This window comes from Streptomyces sp. NPDC006739 (assembly GCF_042869815.1).
Taxonomy (GTDB): Bacteria; Actinomycetota; Actinomycetes; order Streptomycetales; family Streptomycetaceae; genus Streptomyces.
On sequence record NZ_JBIAGM010000011.1, the window covers coordinates 87,262 to 105,061 of the forward strand.

Annotated in this window: 15 protein-coding genes and 1 riboswitch; of the genes, 6 read left to right on the forward strand and 9 right to left on the reverse strand. The window is 71.2% G+C overall.

What is annotated here, in order from left to right; genetic code table 11:
- Window positions 1–9: 9 nt before the first annotated feature.
- From ACFYMM_RS22335 to ACFYMM_RS22345, 3 genes are all read right to left on the reverse strand, one after another.
- A complete protein-coding gene (locus tag ACFYMM_RS22335; protein WP_388389200.1) occupies window positions 10–696 on the reverse strand; it encodes a GntR family transcriptional regulator in 687 nt (228 codons plus the stop codon).
- Window positions 697–775: 79 nt separating this feature from the next.
- Window positions 776–1,498 (reverse strand): aspartate/glutamate racemase family protein, encoded by a 723-nt coding sequence (locus ACFYMM_RS22340; protein ID WP_388389202.1) that lies wholly within the window; start codon window positions 1,496–1,498, stop codon window positions 776–778.
- Window positions 1,495–2,826, reverse strand: coding sequence for a dicarboxylate/amino acid:cation symporter (locus ACFYMM_RS22345; protein WP_388389204.1), 1,332 nt, complete (start codon window positions 2,824–2,826; stop codon window positions 1,495–1,497). The genes ACFYMM_RS22340 and ACFYMM_RS22345 overlap by 4 nt, the downstream gene beginning before the upstream one ends.
- Window positions 2,827–2,932: 106 nt before the next feature.
- Here ACFYMM_RS22345 and ACFYMM_RS22350 point away from each other — a divergent pair, with 106 nt between their 5' ends.
- Entirely contained in the window at window positions 2,933–4,363 is a 1,431-nt protein-coding gene (locus ACFYMM_RS22350; RefSeq protein WP_388389207.1) for an aspartate ammonia-lyase, read from the forward strand.
- Window positions 4,364–4,485: 122 nt separating this feature from the next.
- On the opposite strand, the gene ACFYMM_RS22355 is transcribed toward ACFYMM_RS22350, so the two are convergent.
- Both ACFYMM_RS22355 and ACFYMM_RS22360 read right to left on the reverse strand, forming a co-directional pair.
- Window positions 4,486–5,718: a spermidine/putrescine ABC transporter substrate-binding protein gene (locus ACFYMM_RS22355; protein ID WP_388389209.1), complete on the reverse strand. Its 1,233-nt coding sequence runs from the start codon at window positions 5,716–5,718 to the stop codon at window positions 4,486–4,488.
- Between the two features lie 115 nt (window positions 5,719–5,833).
- Window positions 5,834–7,273, reverse strand: coding sequence for a gamma-aminobutyraldehyde dehydrogenase (locus ACFYMM_RS22360; protein WP_388389211.1), 1,440 nt, complete (start codon window positions 7,271–7,273; stop codon window positions 5,834–5,836).
- A 165-nt stretch (window positions 7,274–7,438) separates the two neighbouring features.
- Between ACFYMM_RS22360 and ACFYMM_RS22365 the strand changes: the two genes are divergently transcribed.
- From ACFYMM_RS22365 to ACFYMM_RS22385, 5 genes are all read left to right on the forward strand, one after another.
- Complete coding sequence (locus ACFYMM_RS22365) at window positions 7,439–7,966, forward strand: Lrp/AsnC family transcriptional regulator (RefSeq protein WP_388389213.1); 528 nt, start codon at window positions 7,439–7,441, stop codon at window positions 7,964–7,966.
- Complete coding sequence (locus ACFYMM_RS22370) at window positions 7,951–9,333, forward strand: aspartate aminotransferase family protein (RefSeq protein ID WP_388389215.1); 1,383 nt, start codon at window positions 7,951–7,953, stop codon at window positions 9,331–9,333. Before ACFYMM_RS22365 ends, ACFYMM_RS22370 begins: the two co-directional genes overlap by 16 nt.
- Window positions 9,334–9,535: 202 nt before the next feature.
- Window positions 9,536–10,276 carry an ABC transporter ATP-binding protein gene (locus ACFYMM_RS22375; protein ID WP_388389218.1) on the forward strand — a complete coding sequence of 247 codons (741 nt, stop codon included), beginning with the start codon at window positions 9,536–9,538 and terminating at the stop codon, window positions 10,274–10,276.
- Entirely contained in the window at window positions 10,258–11,646 is a 1,389-nt protein-coding gene (locus ACFYMM_RS22380; protein WP_388389221.1) for a hypothetical protein, read from the forward strand. Before ACFYMM_RS22375 ends, ACFYMM_RS22380 begins: the two co-directional genes overlap by 19 nt.
- Before the next feature lie 248 nt (window positions 11,647–11,894).
- On the forward strand, window positions 11,895–12,590 hold the full coding sequence (locus ACFYMM_RS22385) for an LAETG motif-containing sortase-dependent surface protein (RefSeq protein WP_388389223.1): 696 nt from the start codon (window positions 11,895–11,897) through the stop codon (window positions 12,588–12,590).
- Window positions 12,591–12,725: 135 nt separating this feature from the next.
- Here ACFYMM_RS22385 and ACFYMM_RS22390 read toward each other — a convergent pair whose 3' ends face one another.
- The 4 genes from ACFYMM_RS22390 to rlmN form a co-directional block, all read right to left on the reverse strand.
- Entirely contained in the window at window positions 12,726–13,745 is a 1,020-nt protein-coding gene (locus tag ACFYMM_RS22390) for an ABC transporter ATP-binding protein (RefSeq protein WP_388389226.1), read from the reverse strand.
- On the reverse strand, window positions 13,745–15,346 hold the full coding sequence (locus ACFYMM_RS22395) for an ABC transporter permease (RefSeq protein WP_388389229.1): 1,602 nt from the start codon (window positions 15,344–15,346) through the stop codon (window positions 13,745–13,747). The genes ACFYMM_RS22390 and ACFYMM_RS22395 overlap by 1 nt, the downstream gene beginning before the upstream one ends.
- A gap of 47 nt (window positions 15,347–15,393) precedes the next feature.
- Window positions 15,394–16,467 carry a thiamine ABC transporter substrate binding subunit gene (locus ACFYMM_RS22400; protein WP_388389231.1) on the reverse strand — a complete coding sequence of 358 codons (1,074 nt, stop codon included), beginning with the start codon at window positions 16,465–16,467 and terminating at the stop codon, window positions 15,394–15,396.
- A gap of 88 nt (window positions 16,468–16,555) precedes the next feature.
- Window positions 16,556–16,663, reverse strand: a riboswitch (TPP riboswitch).
- A 23-nt stretch (window positions 16,664–16,686) separates the two neighbouring features.
- Window positions 16,687–17,793 (reverse strand): 23S rRNA (adenine(2503)-C(2))-methyltransferase RlmN, encoded by a 1,107-nt coding sequence (rlmN, locus tag ACFYMM_RS22405; RefSeq protein ID WP_388389233.1) that lies wholly within the window; start codon window positions 17,791–17,793, stop codon window positions 16,687–16,689.
- Between the last annotated feature and the right edge of the window lie 7 nt (window positions 17,794–17,800).

A 17,800-nucleotide genomic window follows, 5' to 3' on the forward strand; every position in this document is an offset into this window, starting at 1 on the left:
GCGGGCGGGCTAACCGGTGGCCGTCTCGGCGAACTGGTTGGTGTCGAAGAGCCGGCTGATGTGTCCCCCGAGTTCCGACCAGTGGTGCCCGGAGAGTTCGGCCGCGGCACGGGCGTCACCGCCGGCGCAGACGTCGACGAGCTGGTCGTGGTGTTCGATGGTGTTGCGGCCGCCGAGGAGCGTGGAGAACTTGCGGTAGAGGATGCGGTGGATCTGCGGGTGGAGCTGCTCGACGATCCGGCTGAGCACGGGGTTGTCCGCCGCGGTGAGCGGGACGGCGTGGAAGCGGTCGTCGGCGGCGAGCGCGGCCGTGGTGTCGTTGGCGGCGACGGCCCGTTCGAAGTCGCGGTTGGCCTCGCGCATGCGGCCCAGGTCCTGCTCGGTCAGGACCGGCACGGCCGTCTCGACGGCGAGTTGGTCGAGGGAGCGCAGGACGGCGAGGGTCTTCTCGACGTCCCGGCGGTTGAGGGTGGTGATCCGGGTGTAGACACCCGGTTTTGACTCGACCAGGCCGATTTCGGTCAGGCGGGCGAGCGCCTCGCGCACCGGGGTGCGGCTGAGACCGAGGCGCTCGGCGAGTTCACCGTCCTTGACCTTCTCGCCGGGGACGAGTTCGCCGCGCACGATCGAGTCACGCAGGCGGTCGAAGACCTCGTCACTGAGGAGGCGGCGGGAGACAGGGCTGTCGAGTGACATATCGCGTACAGTACATCGCCCTTCGCGCCTGTCTTCGCGCCTGTCTTCGCGCCTGTCTTCGCTCTTGCCTTCGCACTGCCTACGCGGCTGTCTGCCCGCCCCTGGCCCGGCGGACGAGCGCCCGGGCCAGGACCAGCGCCGGGTCGACGAGGGGGACGTCCAGGGAGTCGGCCGGCAGACCGAGGGGAATCTCGGTGCAGCCGGCGATCACCGCCTGGGCACCCCGTTCGGCCAGGCGCCGTGCGGCGCGGGACAGGAGCGCGGTCGTCGTGTCGTCGCGGGTACCCGCCTTCACCGCGTGGATGGCGGTCATGACCTCGTCGTCCTGGCTCGCGGCGTCGGGGAGCACGAGGCGGATCCCGGCCCGGTCCAGCCACTCCTGGTAGAGGCCGGCACGGACGGTGCCGCTGGTGGCGAGCAGTCCGGCGGTACGGATGCGCGGGCGCAGCGTGGCGAGGTGCCCGGCGACCTCGCCGATCATGTGGACGATGGGCAGGCCGACGTGGTCGACGATGCGCGGGACGAAGGCGTGGGCGGTGTTGCAGGGGATGGCGATGACCGTGGCGCCGGCCTCCCGCAGGACGCGGCTGCCGTCGAGGAGCCAGGGCGTGGGGTCCGGGCCGTCGCCCAGCAGGGCCTCGGTGCGGTCCGGGACGGTGGGGTCGGACCAGATGACCGTACGGAGGTGGTCCTGGTCGCTGGTGCCGGGGGTGAGCGCGACCAGCTTGGCGTAGAAGTCGGCGGTGGCCGCGGGGCCCATACCGCCGAGGATGCCGATGATCTCGGGGGTGGGGGTGGTCACCGTACGGGCTCCTTCCGGAGGGCGGCGGCGCCGGCCGGGGACGTCTCGCCGGTGCCGTACTTCGCTTCGCGCCGCTTCTCGGAGCTGTCGACGACGGCGGCGGCGAGCGAGTTGCCGATCACGTTCACACCGGTGCGGGCCATGTCGACGATGAAGTCCACGCCGAGCAGCAGGGCGATGCCCTCGGCGGGCAGGCCGAGGGAGTTGCCGGCGGCGATGAGGACGACGATCGAGGCGGAGGCGACACCGGCCATGCCCTTGGAGAGGATCACCAGCACGCCCACCATGAGCAGCAGGGCCGGCAGGGACGTGTCCGCGCCGTAGGCGTTGGCCAGGAAGACCAGGGCGGCGGCCTGGTAGAGGACGGAGCCGTCGGTGTTGAAGGAGTAGCCGAGGGGGACGACGAAGGAGGTCGTCGACCGGCTGACACCGAAGTCCTCCAGCTTGGCCATGAGCGGCGCCAGCACGGACTCGGAGCTGCGGGTGACGAAGGCGATCCCGGCCAGCCCGCCGATCGCCTTCAGCAGTTCGACGTAGCGGATGCGGTAGAGCGCCGCGATGAGCGGGAAGAGCACACCGAGCACGATGGCCAGGCCCGCGTAGACGACGGTGATGAAACCCACCAGGCTGCGCAGATTGCCGAAGCCGTAGTGGGCGACGTCGTAGGAGATGAAGCCCAGCACGCCGAGCGGCGCGACGCGGATGACGTAGCCGACGACCTTGAACATCACCGCCGCGACGGACTCCAGGACGGCGGCGAAGGGGTCGGACTTCTCGCCGATCGCGGCCATGGCGACGCCGACGAGAAGGGCGAAGACGATCGCCCCGAGCAGGTCGCCCTCGCCGAACGCGGCGAAGATGTTCTTCGGTACGGCGTTCAGGGCCAGCTCGTGGAAGTCGATGCCCTTGCTCAGGCCGGCCAGGTCCTTGGCGTCGGCCGAGTGGACGGGGGCGCCCTTGCCGATGCCCGTGAACTTGGCCAGTCCGACCGCGATCAACAGGACGACCGTGGTGACCAGCTCGAAGTAGAGGATGGCCTTGCCGGCGATCCGGCCGACCTTCTTGACCGACTCCATGCGGGCGATGCCCAGCACGATGAGCGGGAAGACCAGGGGCAGGACGACGACCTGCACGAGGTTCAGGAACACGTCCCCGAGGATCTTCATCTGCTCGCCCGCGGACGGGGCGAGGGACCCGACGAGGGCTCCGAGACCCACGGCGATGACCGACTGGACGCCGATCGGTATCCGCAGACATCGCCGCAAGAAGCCCGAGGGCCGGGTCGGTGGGGTGTTCGCGCTGGTGGGGAGGGGGTGAGCGGTGCTCATGGGAGGCTCCTCGAACATGCAATATATTGCGTTCTGCGTGTTGGCGGGTAACACTGGGCCCGGAAGCGGTGGCCTGTCAAGGGGTCCGCGAGGCGAGGAGCATCGGATGGCGCAGAGCACACGCACGGAGCACGACCTGGTGGGCGACAAGGAGGTCCCGGCGGACGCCTACTACGGAGTGCACACCGTGCGGGCCGTGGAGAACTTCGCGATCACCGGCTCGACCATCGCCCAGTTCCCGGACCTGATCACCGCACTGGCCGCGGTCAAACAGGCGGCCGCGCGGACCAACCGCGACCTCGGACTGCTGCCGCCCGGCATCGCCGGGGCGATCATCGAGGCGTGCCAGGAGATCGGGGCCGGACGGCTGCACGAGCAGTTCGTCGTCGACCCCGTGCAGGGCGGGGCCGGCACCTCCACCAACATGAACGCCAACGAGGTCATCGCCAACCGCGCCCTGGAGATCCTCGGCCACCCGCGCGGTCGCTACGAGGTGATCCACCCGCTCGACCACGTCAACCTCGGCCAGAGCACCAACGACGTCTACCCGACCGCCGTACGCCTGGCCCTGGTCGCCTCGCTGCGCCGGCTCGGCGACTCACTCGAGGCGCTGGCCGCGGCCTTCACCGAGAAGGCGGCGGAGTTCGGCGACGTGCTGAAGATGGGCCGTACCCAGCTCCAGGACGCCGTCCCCATGACACTGGGCCAGGAGTTCACCACCTACGCCGTCATGATCGAGGAGGACCGCCGGCGCCTCGCCGAGGCCGCCGCCCTCCTGCTGGAGTCCAACCTCGGCGGCACCGCCATCGGCACCGGCATCAACGGCCATCCCCGCTACGCGGAGCCGGCCTGCGCCCACCTCGCCGAGATCAGCGGTGAACCCGTCCGGCCCGCGGGCGACCTCATCGAGGCCACTCAGGACTGCGGGGCGTTCGTCCAGCTCTCCGGCGTCCTCAAGCGCGTGGCCGTGAAGCTCTCCAAGACCTGCAACGACCTGCGCCTCACCTCCTCCGGCCCCACCGCGGGACTCGGCGAGATCAATCTGCCGCCGGTGCAGGCGGGTTCGTCGATCATGCCCGGCAAGGTCAATCCGGTGATCCCCGAGCTCGTCAACCAGGTCGCCTTCGAGGTGATCGGCAACGACCTGACCGTCACCATGGCCGCGGAGGCCGGACAGCTCCAGCTCAACGCCTTCGAACCCGTCATCGCCTACAGCCTGCTGCGCTCCCTGACCCATCTGCGCGCCGCCTGCGACACCCTCGCCACCCGCTGCGTCCCGGGCATCACCGCCAACCGCGCACACCTGCGCGACACGGTCCACCGCTCCATCGGCCTGGTGACCGCGCTCGCCCCGTACATCGGTTACGCGGCCAGCACCACCCTCGCCCGCCAGGCCCTGGCCACCGGCCGTCCGGTCAAGGACCTCGCCGCCGAAGCGGGCCTGCTCACCACCGATCAACTGGAGACGATCCTGCGGCCCGAGAACCTCACCCGGCCCTCGGCACAGCCCTCGGCGCAGCCCTCGGCGGCACGCTGAGAGGTCAGTCAGCCTCGAAGGACCGGACGACTAGGGCGACGACGCGTCGCCGGGCGTCCGGGGCGGCATGACCGGTGGCGTTGACGACACCGGCGTCGGCCATGTGCAGCAGCGGACCGGTCCTACAGCCCCACGATCCGGTTCCACCGCTTGGCGAACTCCACCCGCTCCGCCGACGTGATGTCCCGCGCGATGGCGAGCCGCCCGCGCAGTGCCGCGTCGGGGAAGATCAGCGGGTTGTCCGCGAGGGCGGCCGTGTCCTTGTCCGGGGACGCGGCCAGTACCTCCCTCGCCGCCGGGACCGGGCAGACGTAGTTGACCCAGGCGGCCAGCTGGGCGGCGACATGCGGGTCGTAGTAGTAGTCGATCAGCCGTTCCGCGTTGGCCTTGTGCCGCGCCCGGTCGGGGATCATCAGGGAGTCCGACCACAGCTCGGCACCCTCCTCGGGGACGAGGAAGCGGATGTCGGGGTTGTCGGCCTGGAGCTGGATGACGTCGCCCGAGTACGCCTGACAGGCCAGCACGTCCCCGCTGACCAGGTCCTTGGTGTAGTCGTTGCCGGTGAAGCGGCGTATCTGGCCCCGGTGGACCTCCTTCTCCACCTGGTCGCAGACGGTGTGGAAGTCCCCGGCCGTCCACCGGGTGATGTCCACGCCGTTGCCCTGCATGAGCAGCGCGAACGCCTCGTCCAGGCCGGAGAGCAGGGTCACCCGGCCCTTGAGGTCGCTCGCCCACAGCTCCCCGACGTGCCGGAGCTCGCGGCCCAGCGCGCGGCGGTTGTAGGCGATGCCGGTGATGCCCGACTGCCAGGGCACCGTGTACCTGCGGCCCGGGTCGAAGGCGGGCGAGCGGAGCAGCGGGTCCAGGTGCTCCGACACGTTCGGCTGCCGGGCGCGGTCCATCTCCTGCACCCAGCCCAGCCGTACGAACCGCGCGCACATCCAGTCGCTGATGACGATCAGGTCCCGGCCGGTCGGCTGATGGTTCATCAGAGCCGGGCTGATCTTGCCGAAGAACTCGTCGTTGTCGTTGATCTCCTCGACGTAGTCGACCGACAGGCCCGTGCGCTTCCCGAAGGCCTCCAGCGTGGGCCGCCGGTTCGGGTCGTGGTCGTCGGTGTCGATGTACAGCGGCCAGTTCGCCCAGGTCAGCGCGCGGTCGCGGGCGGACAGGTCGGCGACCGAGCGGTCCCTCGGCCGGACGTACGCGGCGGGCACCCCGCATCCGCCGAGGACGCCGACGGCGCCGAGCGCGACGGCCGGCCCGAGCGCGCGCAGCAGGGAACGACGGGAGGGCGAGGGCGACTTGAGCGAGGGTGGCACGGGCGAGGGTGGCTCGGGCGAGGTCCGGGGCATCCCGGCAGGATGCCGTGCCGCCCGGTGAACGCACAATCAACACCGTGCCGAGCGGGCCCGGACGGAACCGGCGCCCTGCCGGTCGTCCGTCCGGGCCCCGGGCCCCGTGTGCGCGTCAGCCGTCCAGGGACGTCATCACGTGCTTGATCCGCGTGTAGTCGTCGAAGCCGTACCCCGACAGGTCCTTGCCGTAGCCGGACTTCTTGAAGCCGCCGTGCGGCATCTCGGCGACCAGCGGGATGTGGGTGTTGATCCACACGCAGCCGAAGTCGAGCTTCTTGGACATGCGCATGGCGCGCGAGTGGTCCTTGGTCCACACCGAGGAGGCCAGGGCGTACTCGACGCCGTTGGCCCACTCGACGGCCTGGTCCTCGTCGGCGAAGGACTGGACGGTGATGACCGGACCGAAGACCTCGTTCTGGATGATCTCGTCGTCCTGCTTCAGGCCGGAGACGACGGTCGGGGCGTAGAAGTAGCCCTTGTCCCCGACCTGCTGGCCACCGGTCTCGACCTTGGCGTGGGCGGGCAGCCGCTCGATGAATCCGGCGACCTGCTTGAGCTGGTTCGGGTTGTTCAGCGGGCCGAACAGGACGTCCTCGTCGTCCGGCAGGCCGGTCTTCGTCTCGGCGGCCGCCTTCGCGAGTGCCGCCACGAACTCGTCGTGGATGCCCTCCTGCACCAGCACGCGCGTGGCCGCCGTACAGTCCTGGCCCGCGTTGAAGAATCCGGCCACCGAGATGTCCTCGACGGCCTTGGCGATGTCGGTGTCCTCGAAGACCACGACCGGCGCCTTGCCGCCCAGCTCCAGGTGGACGCGCTTGAGGTCCTTGGACGCGGACTCGGCCACCGACATGCCGGCCCGGACCGAGCCGGTGATGGAGGCCATCGCCGGGGTCGGGTGCTCGACCATCAGGCGGCCGGTGTCGCGGTCGCCGCAGACGACGTTGAAGACGCCCTTCGGCAGGATCGAGCCGATGATGTCGGCCATCAGGACCGTGGACGCTGGGGTCGTGTCGGAGGGCTTCAGCACGACCGTGTTGCCCGCCGCGATCGCCGGGGCGAACTTCCACACGGCCATCATCATCGGGTAGTTCCACGGCGCGACCTGCGCGCAGACACCGACCGGCTCACGGCGGACGATCGAGGTCATCCCGTCCATGTACTCGGCGGCCGCGCGGCCCTCCAGCATCCGCGCCGCACCCGCGAAGAAGCGGATCTGGTCGACCATCGGCGGGATCTCCTCGGAGCGGGTCAGCCCGACCGGCTTGCCCGTGTTCTCCACTTCGGCCGCGATCAGCTCCTCGGCGCGCTCCTCGAAGGCGTCCGCGATCTTCAGAAGGGCCTTCTGCCGCTCGGCCGGGGTCGTGTCGCGCCACCCGGGGAAGGCGCGGGCGGCGGCCGCCATGGCGGCGTCCACGTCCGCCGGTCCCGACAGCGGCGCGGTCGCGTACGCCTCGCCCGTCGCGGGGTTGACCACCTCGGTGGTCCGTCCGTCGGCGGCGTCCCGGAACTCACCGTCGATGTGGTTGCGCAGACGACGCAGCTCGGTGCTCACTGCCGGCCCTCCAAGTTCGGGTGTCCATTGACTGAGACACCCACACTAATCGGAGTGCCCACGTTTTCAACACCCCCGATCCCGCTACTTCTGCGAAATCCGCAGGCTTCGGCGCCGTAGACAACGAATTTCATCGGTGAAGGCTTGCGGAACTGTCGAGACGTCGTGCACAGTGAGGCCGTGGCCAGTCGAAGCGCAGACCAGAGGGACTCCGCCCGCGAGTCCCGCGAGATCAGGAACGGCACCCCGCAGCTGGATGCCGTCTCCCTCGCCATCATCCAGCAGCTCCAGGAGGACGGCCGCCGTCCGTACGCCGCGATCGGCAAGGCCGTCGGGCTGTCCGAGGCGGCCGTGCGCCAGCGCGTCCAGAAGCTGCTGGACCAGGGCGTGATGCAGATCGTCGCCGTCACGGACCCGCTCACCGTGGGCTTCCGCAGGCAGGCGATGGTCGGGATCAACGTCGAGGGCGATGTCGAGTCGATCGCGGAGGCGCTGACCGCCATGTCGGAGGTCGAGTACGTGGTGATGACCGCGGGCTCGTTCGACATCCTCGCCGAGATCGTCTGCGAGGACGACGACCACCTGCTGGACGTCATCAACAAACGCATCCGGGCCCTGCCGGGTGTGCGCTCCACCGAGAGCTTCGTCTACCTCAAGCTCAAGAAGCAGACCTACATGTGGGGAACCCGATAACCGTGAGCCAGAAGGACCTCAGCCGTACCGCGTACGACCACCTGTGGATGCACTTCACCCGCATGTCCTCGTACGAGAACTCCCCCGTCCCGACCATCGTCCGGGGCGAGGGCACCTACATCTACGACGACAAGGGCAAGCGCTACCTGGACGGTCTCGCCGGTCTGTTCGTGGTCCAGGCCGGGCACGGCCGCACGGAACTCGCCGAGACCGCGTTCAAGCAGGCCCAGGAGCTGGCGTTCTTCCCGGTGTGGTCCTACGCCCACCCCAAGGCCGTGGAACTGGCCGAGCGCCTGGCCGACTACGCCCCGGGCGACCTGAACAAGGTCTTCTTCACCACCGGCGGCGGCGAGGCCGTCGAGACCGCCTGGAAGCTGGCCAAGCAGTACTTCAAGCTCAAGGGCAAGCCCACCAAGTACAAGGTCATCTCCCGTGCGGTCGCCTACCACGGCACCCCGCAGGGCGCCCTGTCCATCACCGGCCTGCCCGCCCTGAAGGCCCCCTTCGAGCCCCTCGTGCCGGGCGCCCACAAGGTCCCCAACACCAACATCTACCGCGCGCCGCTCTTCGGCGACGACCCCGAGGCCTTCGGCCGCTGGGCCGCCGACCAGATCGAGCAGCAGATCCTCTTCGAGGGCCCGGACACGGTCGCCGCGGTCTTCCTGGAGCCGGTGCAGAACGCGGGCGGCTGCTTCCCGCCCCCGCCCGGCTACTTCCAGCGGGTGCGCGAGATCTGCGACCAGTACGACGTCCTGCTCGTCTCCGACGAGGTCATCTGCGCCTTCGGCCGCCTCGGCACCATGTTCGCCTGCGACAAGTTCGGCTACGTCCCGGACATGATCACCTGCGCCAAGGGCATGACCTCGGGTTACTCCCCGATCGGCGCCTGCATCATCTCCGACAAGCTCGCCGAGCCGTTCTACAAGGGCGACAACACCTTCCTGCACGGCTACACCTTCGGCGGCCACCCGGTCTCGGCCGCCGTGGGCCTCGCCAACCTCGACCTGTTCGAGCGCGAGAACCTCAACCAGCACGTGCTCGACAACGAGGGCGCGTTCCTGTCGACCCTGCAGAAGCTGCACGACCTGCCGATCGTCGGCGACGTCCGCGGCAACGGCTTCTTCTACGGCATCGAGCTGGTCAAGGACAAGCACACCAAGGAGTCCTTCGACGAGGAGGAGACCGAGCGCGTCCTGTACGGCTTCCTCTCCAAGGCCCTGTTCGACAACGGCCTGTACTGCCGGGCCGACGACCGCGGCGACCCGGTGATCCAGCTCGCCCCGCCGCTGATCTCCGACCAGAGGACCTTCGACGAGATCGAGCAGATCCTGCGCGCGACGCTCACGGAGGCGTGGACGAAGCTCTGATCGGCCCGTTTCCTCCGGCCGGCCGACCAACACGGGCCCCGGTGCCGTCCGTTCGAGTGAGAACGGCGGCCCGGGGCCGTGTGCTGTCCGGCCGCCCGCCGGGACCTGCCTAGCGTGCCAGTGACCGATCGGCCGAGCGTTCGTTCCCCCGGACGAGGGATGAACAGGCACGGGAAACGGATCAGAACCGAGGTGTACGCCCATGGAGGCCCCGCCGGACAACGACGTGCTGTGGGCACGCGCCCTGCACTTCAGGTACCAGGACGGCTCCCCCGCGCTCGCCGGTGTCTCGCTCAGTGTGCGCGAGGGCGAGATCCTCGCCGTCAACGGCCCGCGCGGCAGCGGCAAGACCACCCTGCTGCGGTGTCTGTCCGGTCTGCTTCCGGCGCAGGGCGGCGAGGTCTGGTTCAACAGCGCGCCCGTCCACAAGATGGACCCCCTCCTGCGGGAACGGCTGCGCCGGGACCGCTTCGGCTGGATCGACCCCGCCCCGATGCTCGTGCCCGAGCTGAACGCCTGGGAGAACGCGGCCCTCCCGCTGATGCTGCGCGGCACCGGCCGCCGTCGGGCCAAGGTGACCGCCCTGGAGTGGCTGGAGCGCCTGGACGTCGGCGACAAGTCCCGCGACCGCCCGCACCAGTTGAAGCAGGCCGAACGCCAGCGCGTCTCGATCGCCCGAGCCCTCGCCCCCGCGCCCACCGTCCTGTTCGCGGACGAGCCGACCGCCCCGCTGCACCGCGCGGACCGCATCCAGGTGCTGCGCACCCTCACCTCGGCGGCCCGCTCGCACGGCATCACCGTCGTCATGTCCGCCCATGACGCCGCCACCGCGGCCCTCGCCGACCGCACGGTGACCCTGCTGGACGGGCGGTGCGTCAGAACGGTGCACCTGCCGCCGGCCCCGGAGGCGGAAGGCCGGGCCGCGTGCTCGCTCTCCGCCTGACCCGCTCCGGCCGCCCCGCCGTCCAACTGCGCCGCCTGCTGGTGGCGTCGGCGTCGGCCGCCACCGCCTTCCTCCTGCTCGGCGCCCTCGGCTACGCGCTCGGCCACCCCGAGACCCCCGGCGGCGCCGTACTCCGCCTGGGCTGGTGCGCGATCCCGCTGGCCGCCACGGTGTACTTCGCGGTCGCGGTCGCCCGCACGGATCCCGGCACCCGGCCGCGCCCCGGCCTGTCCGCCGTGGGCCTGGGACCGGCCCGCCTGATGGCGGTCTCGGCGGGGACCACGGCCCTGTCCTGCGCCCTGGGCTCGGCGCTGGCCCTGCTCGCCTTCCTCCACCTGCGCGGCGACATCACCGGCACGCCCTTCCACGGCGCCGCCGCCCCGTTCCTGGCGGCCGGCCTGCCGCTCCCCCTGCCGGCCACGCTGACGCTGCTCGCGGTGGTCCCGGCGGCCGCGGCCCTCGCGGTCGCCGTGACCCTGCGCCCCCGCCAGCCCCGCCGCACCCCGCCTGACCCGGGCCGCGCCCCCGGCCGCTTCGGGGCGTACGGCCGCACGGCCACGAGGGAGACCTTCGGGGCGTACGGCAGGTTCGGCGCGCGTCTGCTGCGCACCCGAGCCTCGGGCAGTGACAGCGCCGAGTCGCCGACCGTCCCCCGCCGGGACGGCACGGCAACGGCACCGGACGGCGACACCGCCCACGAGACGGGAACCGGGACACCGGACGCGGGCTGGTCCGAGGCCCTCCCCGACCCCCTGCCGAGCCGCGTGGCACTCGGCCTCCCCTGGGGCGTCGCCGTACTCACCGCGGGCCTGGCCGTGGAGGCCTACGCCAGCCGTTCCGCGTCCCACCTCATCGCCCGCCCCACGCACACCCCTCTCCCCGTCGGGGCCGCCGCCGTACTGATCGGCTGGGCGGTCACCGCGCTCGGCCTGATCCTCGCCGCGCCCGGACTCACCCACCTGTGCGGCCGGCTGCTCCAGTCCGTCCGTCCCGGCGTGCTACGGCTCCTGGCCGGCCGGGTGCTGATGGCGGAAGCCACCCGCCTCGGCCGCCCGTTGGGCGTGGTCTGCGCGGTCGCCTCCGGCGGGTACGCCATGTCCGCGCTGTACCGCGGCGGCGCCCCGGCCTTCGGCCCGCTCACCACCCTCGGCGCGCTCCAGGTCACCGGCTGCGCCGTGGCGACCCTGTTCACGGCGGCCGTGGAGACCCGGCAGTGCCGCGCCGAGACGAACGCCGTCCTGCTCCGGCTGGGCGCCCCCACCACGATGCTCCGTGCTGCCACGGCCCTGCGCGTGGGCGCCCTGCTGGCCCTGTTCGGTCCCCTCACCCTGGTGGTCGCCGGCCTGGCCGCGCTGCCCCTGAGCGGCTGACCCCTTCTCAACTCCCTTCGTATGACGGAATGGCCGTGCTGGGCCGGATTGAGCGGACCGGGACATTGCTGAAACGTCTCGCCTGTTAATAAGCGAGCAAAGTCAACACCCGTGGACCGCATATGCGTTGACACTTCTTACGAAGCGCTTATAGACCTGTGAAGCCTCCTGGGGTTGGTGGGGCCGCACACCGTCGTCGCCTCACCTCCCTCTCAGCCCCCCGCAGTTGCACTCTGTAAAGGACAAACGTGTCCATAACCCGTCGCAGCGCACGCCGCTCCGTGCGCGTCCTGGGTGTCGCCTCCGCTTCCGCCGCGCTGGCGCTCGGTCTGTCCAGCACCGCGCTCGCGTGCGACATCTCCGAGTTCTCCGCCGAAGCCAAGTGCGTCGGCACCAAGGGAGTCATCTCCGTCACCGACGTCGACGCCTCCGGTACCCCGGCCGTCGTCACCGTGTTCCTGGAGAACAACGGCGCCGACGTCCAGCGGGTCGGCAAGCCGACGGAGGTCAAGGGCTCCGTCACGGGCGTCACCATCGACTTCGCCGAGGACTGGAAGCCCAGCGCGACCTACCGCATCCACGTCAAGGCCGGCAATCTCGTCGACGCGGACATCAAGCAGAACCTGACGACGCCGTCCACCGCCTGCACGGCCGCGGACAGCGCCTCCCCGACCCCGTCGGCCACCCCGTCGCCGTCGGCGTCCGCCTCCACCCCCGCCCAGTCGGCGAGCCCCACTCCCTCGGCCTCGGAGAGCAGCAGCACGGCCCCGGCCGGGACGGCGAGCAACGCGCCCTCCCCGGCGGCCGGTGACTCGAACCTCGCCGAGACCGGTGCCAACTCCAACACGCCCCTGATCGCCGGCATCGCGGGCGCCCTCGTCGTCGTCGGCGGCGGCGCGGTGTTCTTCGGCATGCGCCGCCGAGGCTCGAACGGCAGCCGCTGACCTTCCGGTCCACCAGCTCACCGCGGCCCGCCCCTGCTCCGGGGGTGGGCCGCGGCCTGTCCGCGACGAGCGGCCCCCGGTGCTGCGGAGGGCGGCCGAGGTGTGCGCGTGAGACGTGGGGCCGGGGCGGTCGGGTCAGCCCAGTACCGCGATCTCGGCCGCGTCGAACCGCACGCCGACCTCGGCACCGACCTCCGGAGCCGCGCGCAGTGCGCAGGCCGCCTCCAGCGGGGGACCCTCCCGCGGCTGGAGGCACACCGTCACATGGGTGCCCTTGAAGGTACGGGCGGTCACCGTGCACGCCAGGCCCTCCTCGGCCGGCACCAGCCGTACGCCGGCCGGCCGGACCAGGAGCGTGCGGCTGCCCTGGGGCGCGTCCTCGGGCACCGGTAGCTTCCCCCACACCGTGTCGGCCGCCTCCGCGGAGACCGTCGCCGGGACCACGTTGTCGAAGCCGAGGAAGCGGGCCACGAACTCGTCGGCGGGCCGCTGCCACACCTCGAGGGGCGTCCCGGACTGCGCGATCCGCCCGTCCCGCATCACCACCACCCGGTCGGCCAGCGCGAACGCCTCGCCCTGGTCGTGCGTCACCGCGAGCACGGTCGTGCCCAACCTACCGAACAGTTCCCTCAGTTCGACCACCAGCCGCTCCCGGAGCGAGCGGTCGAGCTGACCGAGCGGCTCGTCGAGCATCAGCAGCCGGGGCCGGGGCGCCAGCGCCCGGGCGAGGGCCACCCGCTGCTGTTCACCGCCGCTCAGCCCGGCGACGGCCCGCCGGGCGGCCCCCGGCAGCCCGACCAGCTCCAGCAACTCCCCGACCTCGGCGTCCCGTTGCCCCTTCGGCACCCCGCGCACCCGCGGCCCGAAGGCCACGTTGGCGCCCACGTCCCGCTGCGGGAAGAGCTGATGGTCCTGGAACATCAGCCCGACCCCGCGCCGGTGCGCGGGGACACCCCCCTGGTCGCACCCGTCGAGCAACACCCGCCCGCCGTCGAGGGGTTGCAGACCCGCCACCGCGCGCAGCAGCGTCGACTTGCCGCTGCCGCTGGGCCCGAGCACGCACACCACCTCGTGCTCGGCGACCTCCAGGTCCACGGCGTCCAGCACCGCACGCCCACCGAACCGTACGGTCGCCCGCTCCAGGCCCAGCAGCATCAGAACTCCCCCGTCCGGTCGGTGCGCAGCCGCTCCAGCACCAGCAGGGCCACCGCGCACACCACCATCAGAATCGTCGAAAGGGCCATCGCCTGGCCGTAGTTGAGGTCGCCTGGCCGGGCCAGCAGACGGGCCACCGCCACCGGCAGCGTCGGGTTGTCGGGCCGCGCGATGAACACGGTCGCCCCGAACTCCCCGAGCGAGACGGCGAACGCGAACCCGGCCGCGATCAGCAGCGCCCGCCGCACCATCGGCAGGTCCACCTCCCGCCACACCCGCCACGGCGACGCCCCGAGCACGGCCGCCGCCTCCCGGAGCCGTCCGTCGACGGCCCGCAGCACGGGCAGCATGGTCCGTACGACGAAGGGGGCGCCGACCAGCGCCTGGGCGAGCGGCACCAGGATCCAGGACTGGCGCAGGTCGAGCGGCGGCTTGTCGAGGGCGATCAGGAACCCGAAGCCGACGGTCACCGCGGACACGCCCAGCGGCAGCATCAGCAGCGCGTCGAAGCCCCGCACCAGCCGTCCCGCGTCCCGGCGGGCCAGCGCGGCGGCGGCGAGCCCCCCGACGAGCACCGCGATGGCGGTGGCGGCCACCGCGTACTGCAGCGAGGTCCACACGGCGGTGACGGGTGCCACCAGGAAGGTGCCGCCGTCGGCGTTCGTCAGCGCCCGGTAGTAGCGGAGGCCGGGTGCGTCGAGGGAGCGGCCCACCAGCACGGCGAGCGGCAGGACGAGGAGGAGGGCGACGGTGGCGAGGACGCCGGCGAGCAGCGCCCACTGTCCGGCCCCGCGCGGCCGGCGCGCGGTCACCGAGGCGTCCACCAGGCGCAGCGCGGACTCCCGCCGCCGTACCGTCCAGGCGTGGACGACGAGGACGGCGCCGACCGCGACGAACTGCACGAGGGTGAGGACGGCGGCCGTGGACAGGTCGAAGATCTCCGAGGTCTGCCGGTAGATCTCCACTTCGAGGGTGGAGAAGGTGGGGCCGCCCAGGATCTGCACCACCCCGAAGGAGGTGAAGGTGAACAGGAACACCATCAGCGCTGCGGCGGCCACGGCGGGCGCCAGCGCCGGCAGGGTCACCCGGCGCCAGGCCCCGAGGGGCGAGGCGCCGAGCATCCGGGCGGCGTCCTCCTGACGCGGATCCAGCTGCGCCCACAGCCCGCCCACCGTCCGTACGACGACCGCGTAGTTGAAGAAGACGTGCGCCAGCAGGATCGCCCACACGGTGGTGTCCAGCCGCACCCCCCACAGTTCGTCGAGGAGTCCGCCGCGCCCGACGAGGGCGAGGAAGGCCGTACCGACGACGACCGTCGGCAGCACGAACGGCACCGTGACGACGGCCCGCAGCACCTGCCGGCCCGGGAAGTCGAGACGGGCGAAGACGTAGGCGGCGGGCAGCGCGAGGAGCAGGGTGAGGGCGGTGGAGGCGAGCGCCTGCCAGGTGGTGAACCACAGCACGTGCCGGATGTCGGACTGCCCGAGCACGTCGGCGACCCGTCCGAGCCGCCACACGCCGTCGGTCCTCAGCCCGCGGGCGACGATCGCGGCGACCGGCCAGGCGAAGAAGACGGCGAAGAACGCGAAGGGTCCGGCCATCAGGGCGAGCCGCGCCGCCCTCCCCGCCGTCCGCCCGCGAGGGGCCGTCACTTGAGTACGAGCGAGGTCCACGACTTGACCCACTGGTCACGGCCGGCGGCGATCCGGTCGGGGGCCATGGTCTCGGGATCCTTGGCCTGCGGGCCGTACTTCACGAACTCCGCGGGCACCTCGGCGTCCTTCCGCACCGGGTAGACGTACATGTTCAGCGGCATGTCGTCCTGGAACTCCCTGGTCAGCAGGAAGTCGATGAACGCCTTGCCGCCCTTGGTGTTGTGCGCGCCGGCGAGCAGCCCGGCGTACTCGGTCTGCCGGAAGCAGGTGCCGTACGACACCCCGGTGGGCGCGGTCGTCGGCTTCGGGTCGGCGTAGATCACCTCGGCGGGCGGCGAGGAGGCGTACGACACGACGAGCGGCCGGTCGCCCTTGGCCTTGCGGCCGCCGGCCGAGCCGGAGAACTCCTGGTCGTAGGCCTGCTCCCAGCCGTCGACGACCTTGACGCCGTTGGCCTTCAGCTTCTTCCAGTAGTCCTGCCAGCCCCCGTCGCCGTACCGGGCGGCGCTGCCGAGCAGGAAGCCGAGGCCGGGCGAGGAGGTGGCGGCGTTCTCGGTGACGAGGAGGTTCTTGTACTGCGGCTTGACCAGGTCGTCGAAGGACTGCGGCGGGGTCAGCCGGTGCTTGTCGAAGTAGGCCTTGTCGTAGTTGACGCAGATGTCGCCGGTGTCGATGGGGGTGACCCGGTGCCTGGCCTGGTCGACGCGGTACTGCGGCAGGACCTGGTCGGCGTCCTTGGCCCGGTAGGACTGGAAGAGGCCGTTGTCGAGGGCGCGGGAGAGCAGGGTGTTGTCGACGCCGAAGAAGACGTCGCCCTGCGGGTCGTCCTTGGTCAGGATCGCCTTGTTGACGGCCTGTCCGGCGTCTCCGTCCTTCAGGACCCTGACCTGGTAGCCGGACCGCTTCTCGAAGTCCTTGAGCACGTTCTTGGAGACGGCCCACGAGTCGTGGCTGACCAGGGTGACGGTCTTGGAGTCGGCCGCCCCCTTGCCGCCGGCCGACCCGCACGCGGACAGCGCGACGAGACCGAGGCCGACGGCCGCGACCACGAACTTGTTGTTGCTCACTGAGATTCCTCCTGGCAGACCAGGAAGAGACGCGGCCCTGTCCGGGACCGTCGGAGGGATCCGCCGGCTCCCGGGCAGGGCGCAACAGCTTGAGTGATGACCGAACTTCCTACCCAGAATGACCTGGGCAAGGTTCAGAGGGTCTGCGGCCCGGTTGCCGCACTCTCAGCGCTGTGGCGCTCCCCTGTCGGAATATGAAGATGTACGTACCGGCTCAGATTACCGCTCGGTGGCCGCGAGCTGACCGCAGGCCCCGTCGATCTCCTGCCCCCGGGTGTCCCGGACCGTCACCGGCACACCGTGGGCCCCGATCGCCTCGACGAAGGCCTTCTCGTCCTCGGGCCGGGAGGCGGTCCACTTGGACCCCGGCGTCGGGTTGAGCGGAATCAGGTTCACGTGCACGGGCTTGCCCCTGAGCAGCCGCCCCAGCCGGTCACCGCGCCAGGCCTGGTCGTTGATGTCCCGGATCAGCGCGTACTCGATGGACAGCCGGCGCCCGCTCTTCTCGACGTACTCGAATCCGGCGTCGAGCACCTCGCGCACCTTCCACCGCGTGTTCACGGGGACGAGGGTGTCGCGCAGTTCGTCGTCGGGAGCGTGCAGGGAGATGGCGAGCCGGCACTTGAAGCCCTCGTCGGCGAACCGGTGGATGGCCGGCACGAGGCCGACCGTCGACACCGTGATCCCGCGCTGCGAGAGCCCGAGCCCGTCCGGCGCGGGGTCGGTCAGCGCGCGGACGGCACCGACGACCCGCTTGTAGTTGGCCAGCGGCTCGCCCATCCCCATGAAGACGATGTTGGAGAGCCGGGCGGGCCCGCCGGGCACCTCCCCGTCCCTGAGCGCCCGCATGCCGTCCACGATCTGGTGGACGATCTCGGCGGTGGACAGATTCCGGTCGAGCCCCGCCTGCCCGGTCGCGCAGAACGGGCAGTTCATCCCGCACCCCGCCTGCGAGCTGATGCACATCGTCACCCGGTCCGGGTAGCGCATCAGCACCGACTCCACGAGCGTCCCGTCGAACAGCCGCCACAGCGTCTTGCGGGTGGTGCCCTGGTCGGTCGACAGATGCCGTACGACGGTCATCAGCTCGGGAAACAGCGCCTCGCGGAGCTTGTCCCGCGACCCGGCGGGGATGTCGGTCCACTGCTCCGGGTCGTGCGCGTACCGCGCGAAGTAGTGCTGCGAGAGCTGCTTGGCGCGAAACGGCTTCTCCCCGGCCTCCGCCACGGCGTCCTTGCGCTCCGCGGGCGTGAGATCGGCGAGATGCCGCGGCGGCTTCTTGGCTCCGCGGGGGGCGACGAAAGTGAGTTCTCCGGGCTTAGGCATAGCCGTA

Coding starts and splice junctions, on each gene's coding strand:
- ACFYMM_RS22335 (WP_388389200.1), bottom strand. CDS start 696: ATGTCACTCGACAGCCCTGTCTCCCGCCGCCTCCTCAGTGACGAGGTC.
- ACFYMM_RS22345 (WP_388389204.1), bottom strand. CDS start 2,826: ATGAGCACCGCTCACCCCCTCCCCACCAGCGCGAACACCCCACCGACC.
- ACFYMM_RS22350 (WP_388389207.1), top strand. CDS start 2,933: ATGGCGCAGAGCACACGCACGGAGCACGACCTGGTGGGCGACAAGGAG.
- ACFYMM_RS22355 (WP_388389209.1), bottom strand. CDS start 5,718: ATGCCCCGGACCTCGCCCGAGCCACCCTCGCCCGTGCCACCCTCGCTC.
- ACFYMM_RS22375 (WP_388389218.1), top strand. CDS start 9,536: ATGGAGGCCCCGCCGGACAACGACGTGCTGTGGGCACGCGCCCTGCAC.
- ACFYMM_RS22390 (WP_388389226.1), bottom strand. CDS start 13,745: ATGCTGCTGGGCCTGGAGCGGGCGACCGTACGGTTCGGTGGGCGTGCG.
- ACFYMM_RS22395 (WP_388389229.1), bottom strand. CDS start 15,346: ATGGCCGGACCCTTCGCGTTCTTCGCCGTCTTCTTCGCCTGGCCGGTC.
- rlmN (WP_388389233.1), bottom strand. CDS start 17,793: ATGCCTAAGCCCGGAGAACTCACTTTCGTCGCCCCCCGCGGAGCCAAG.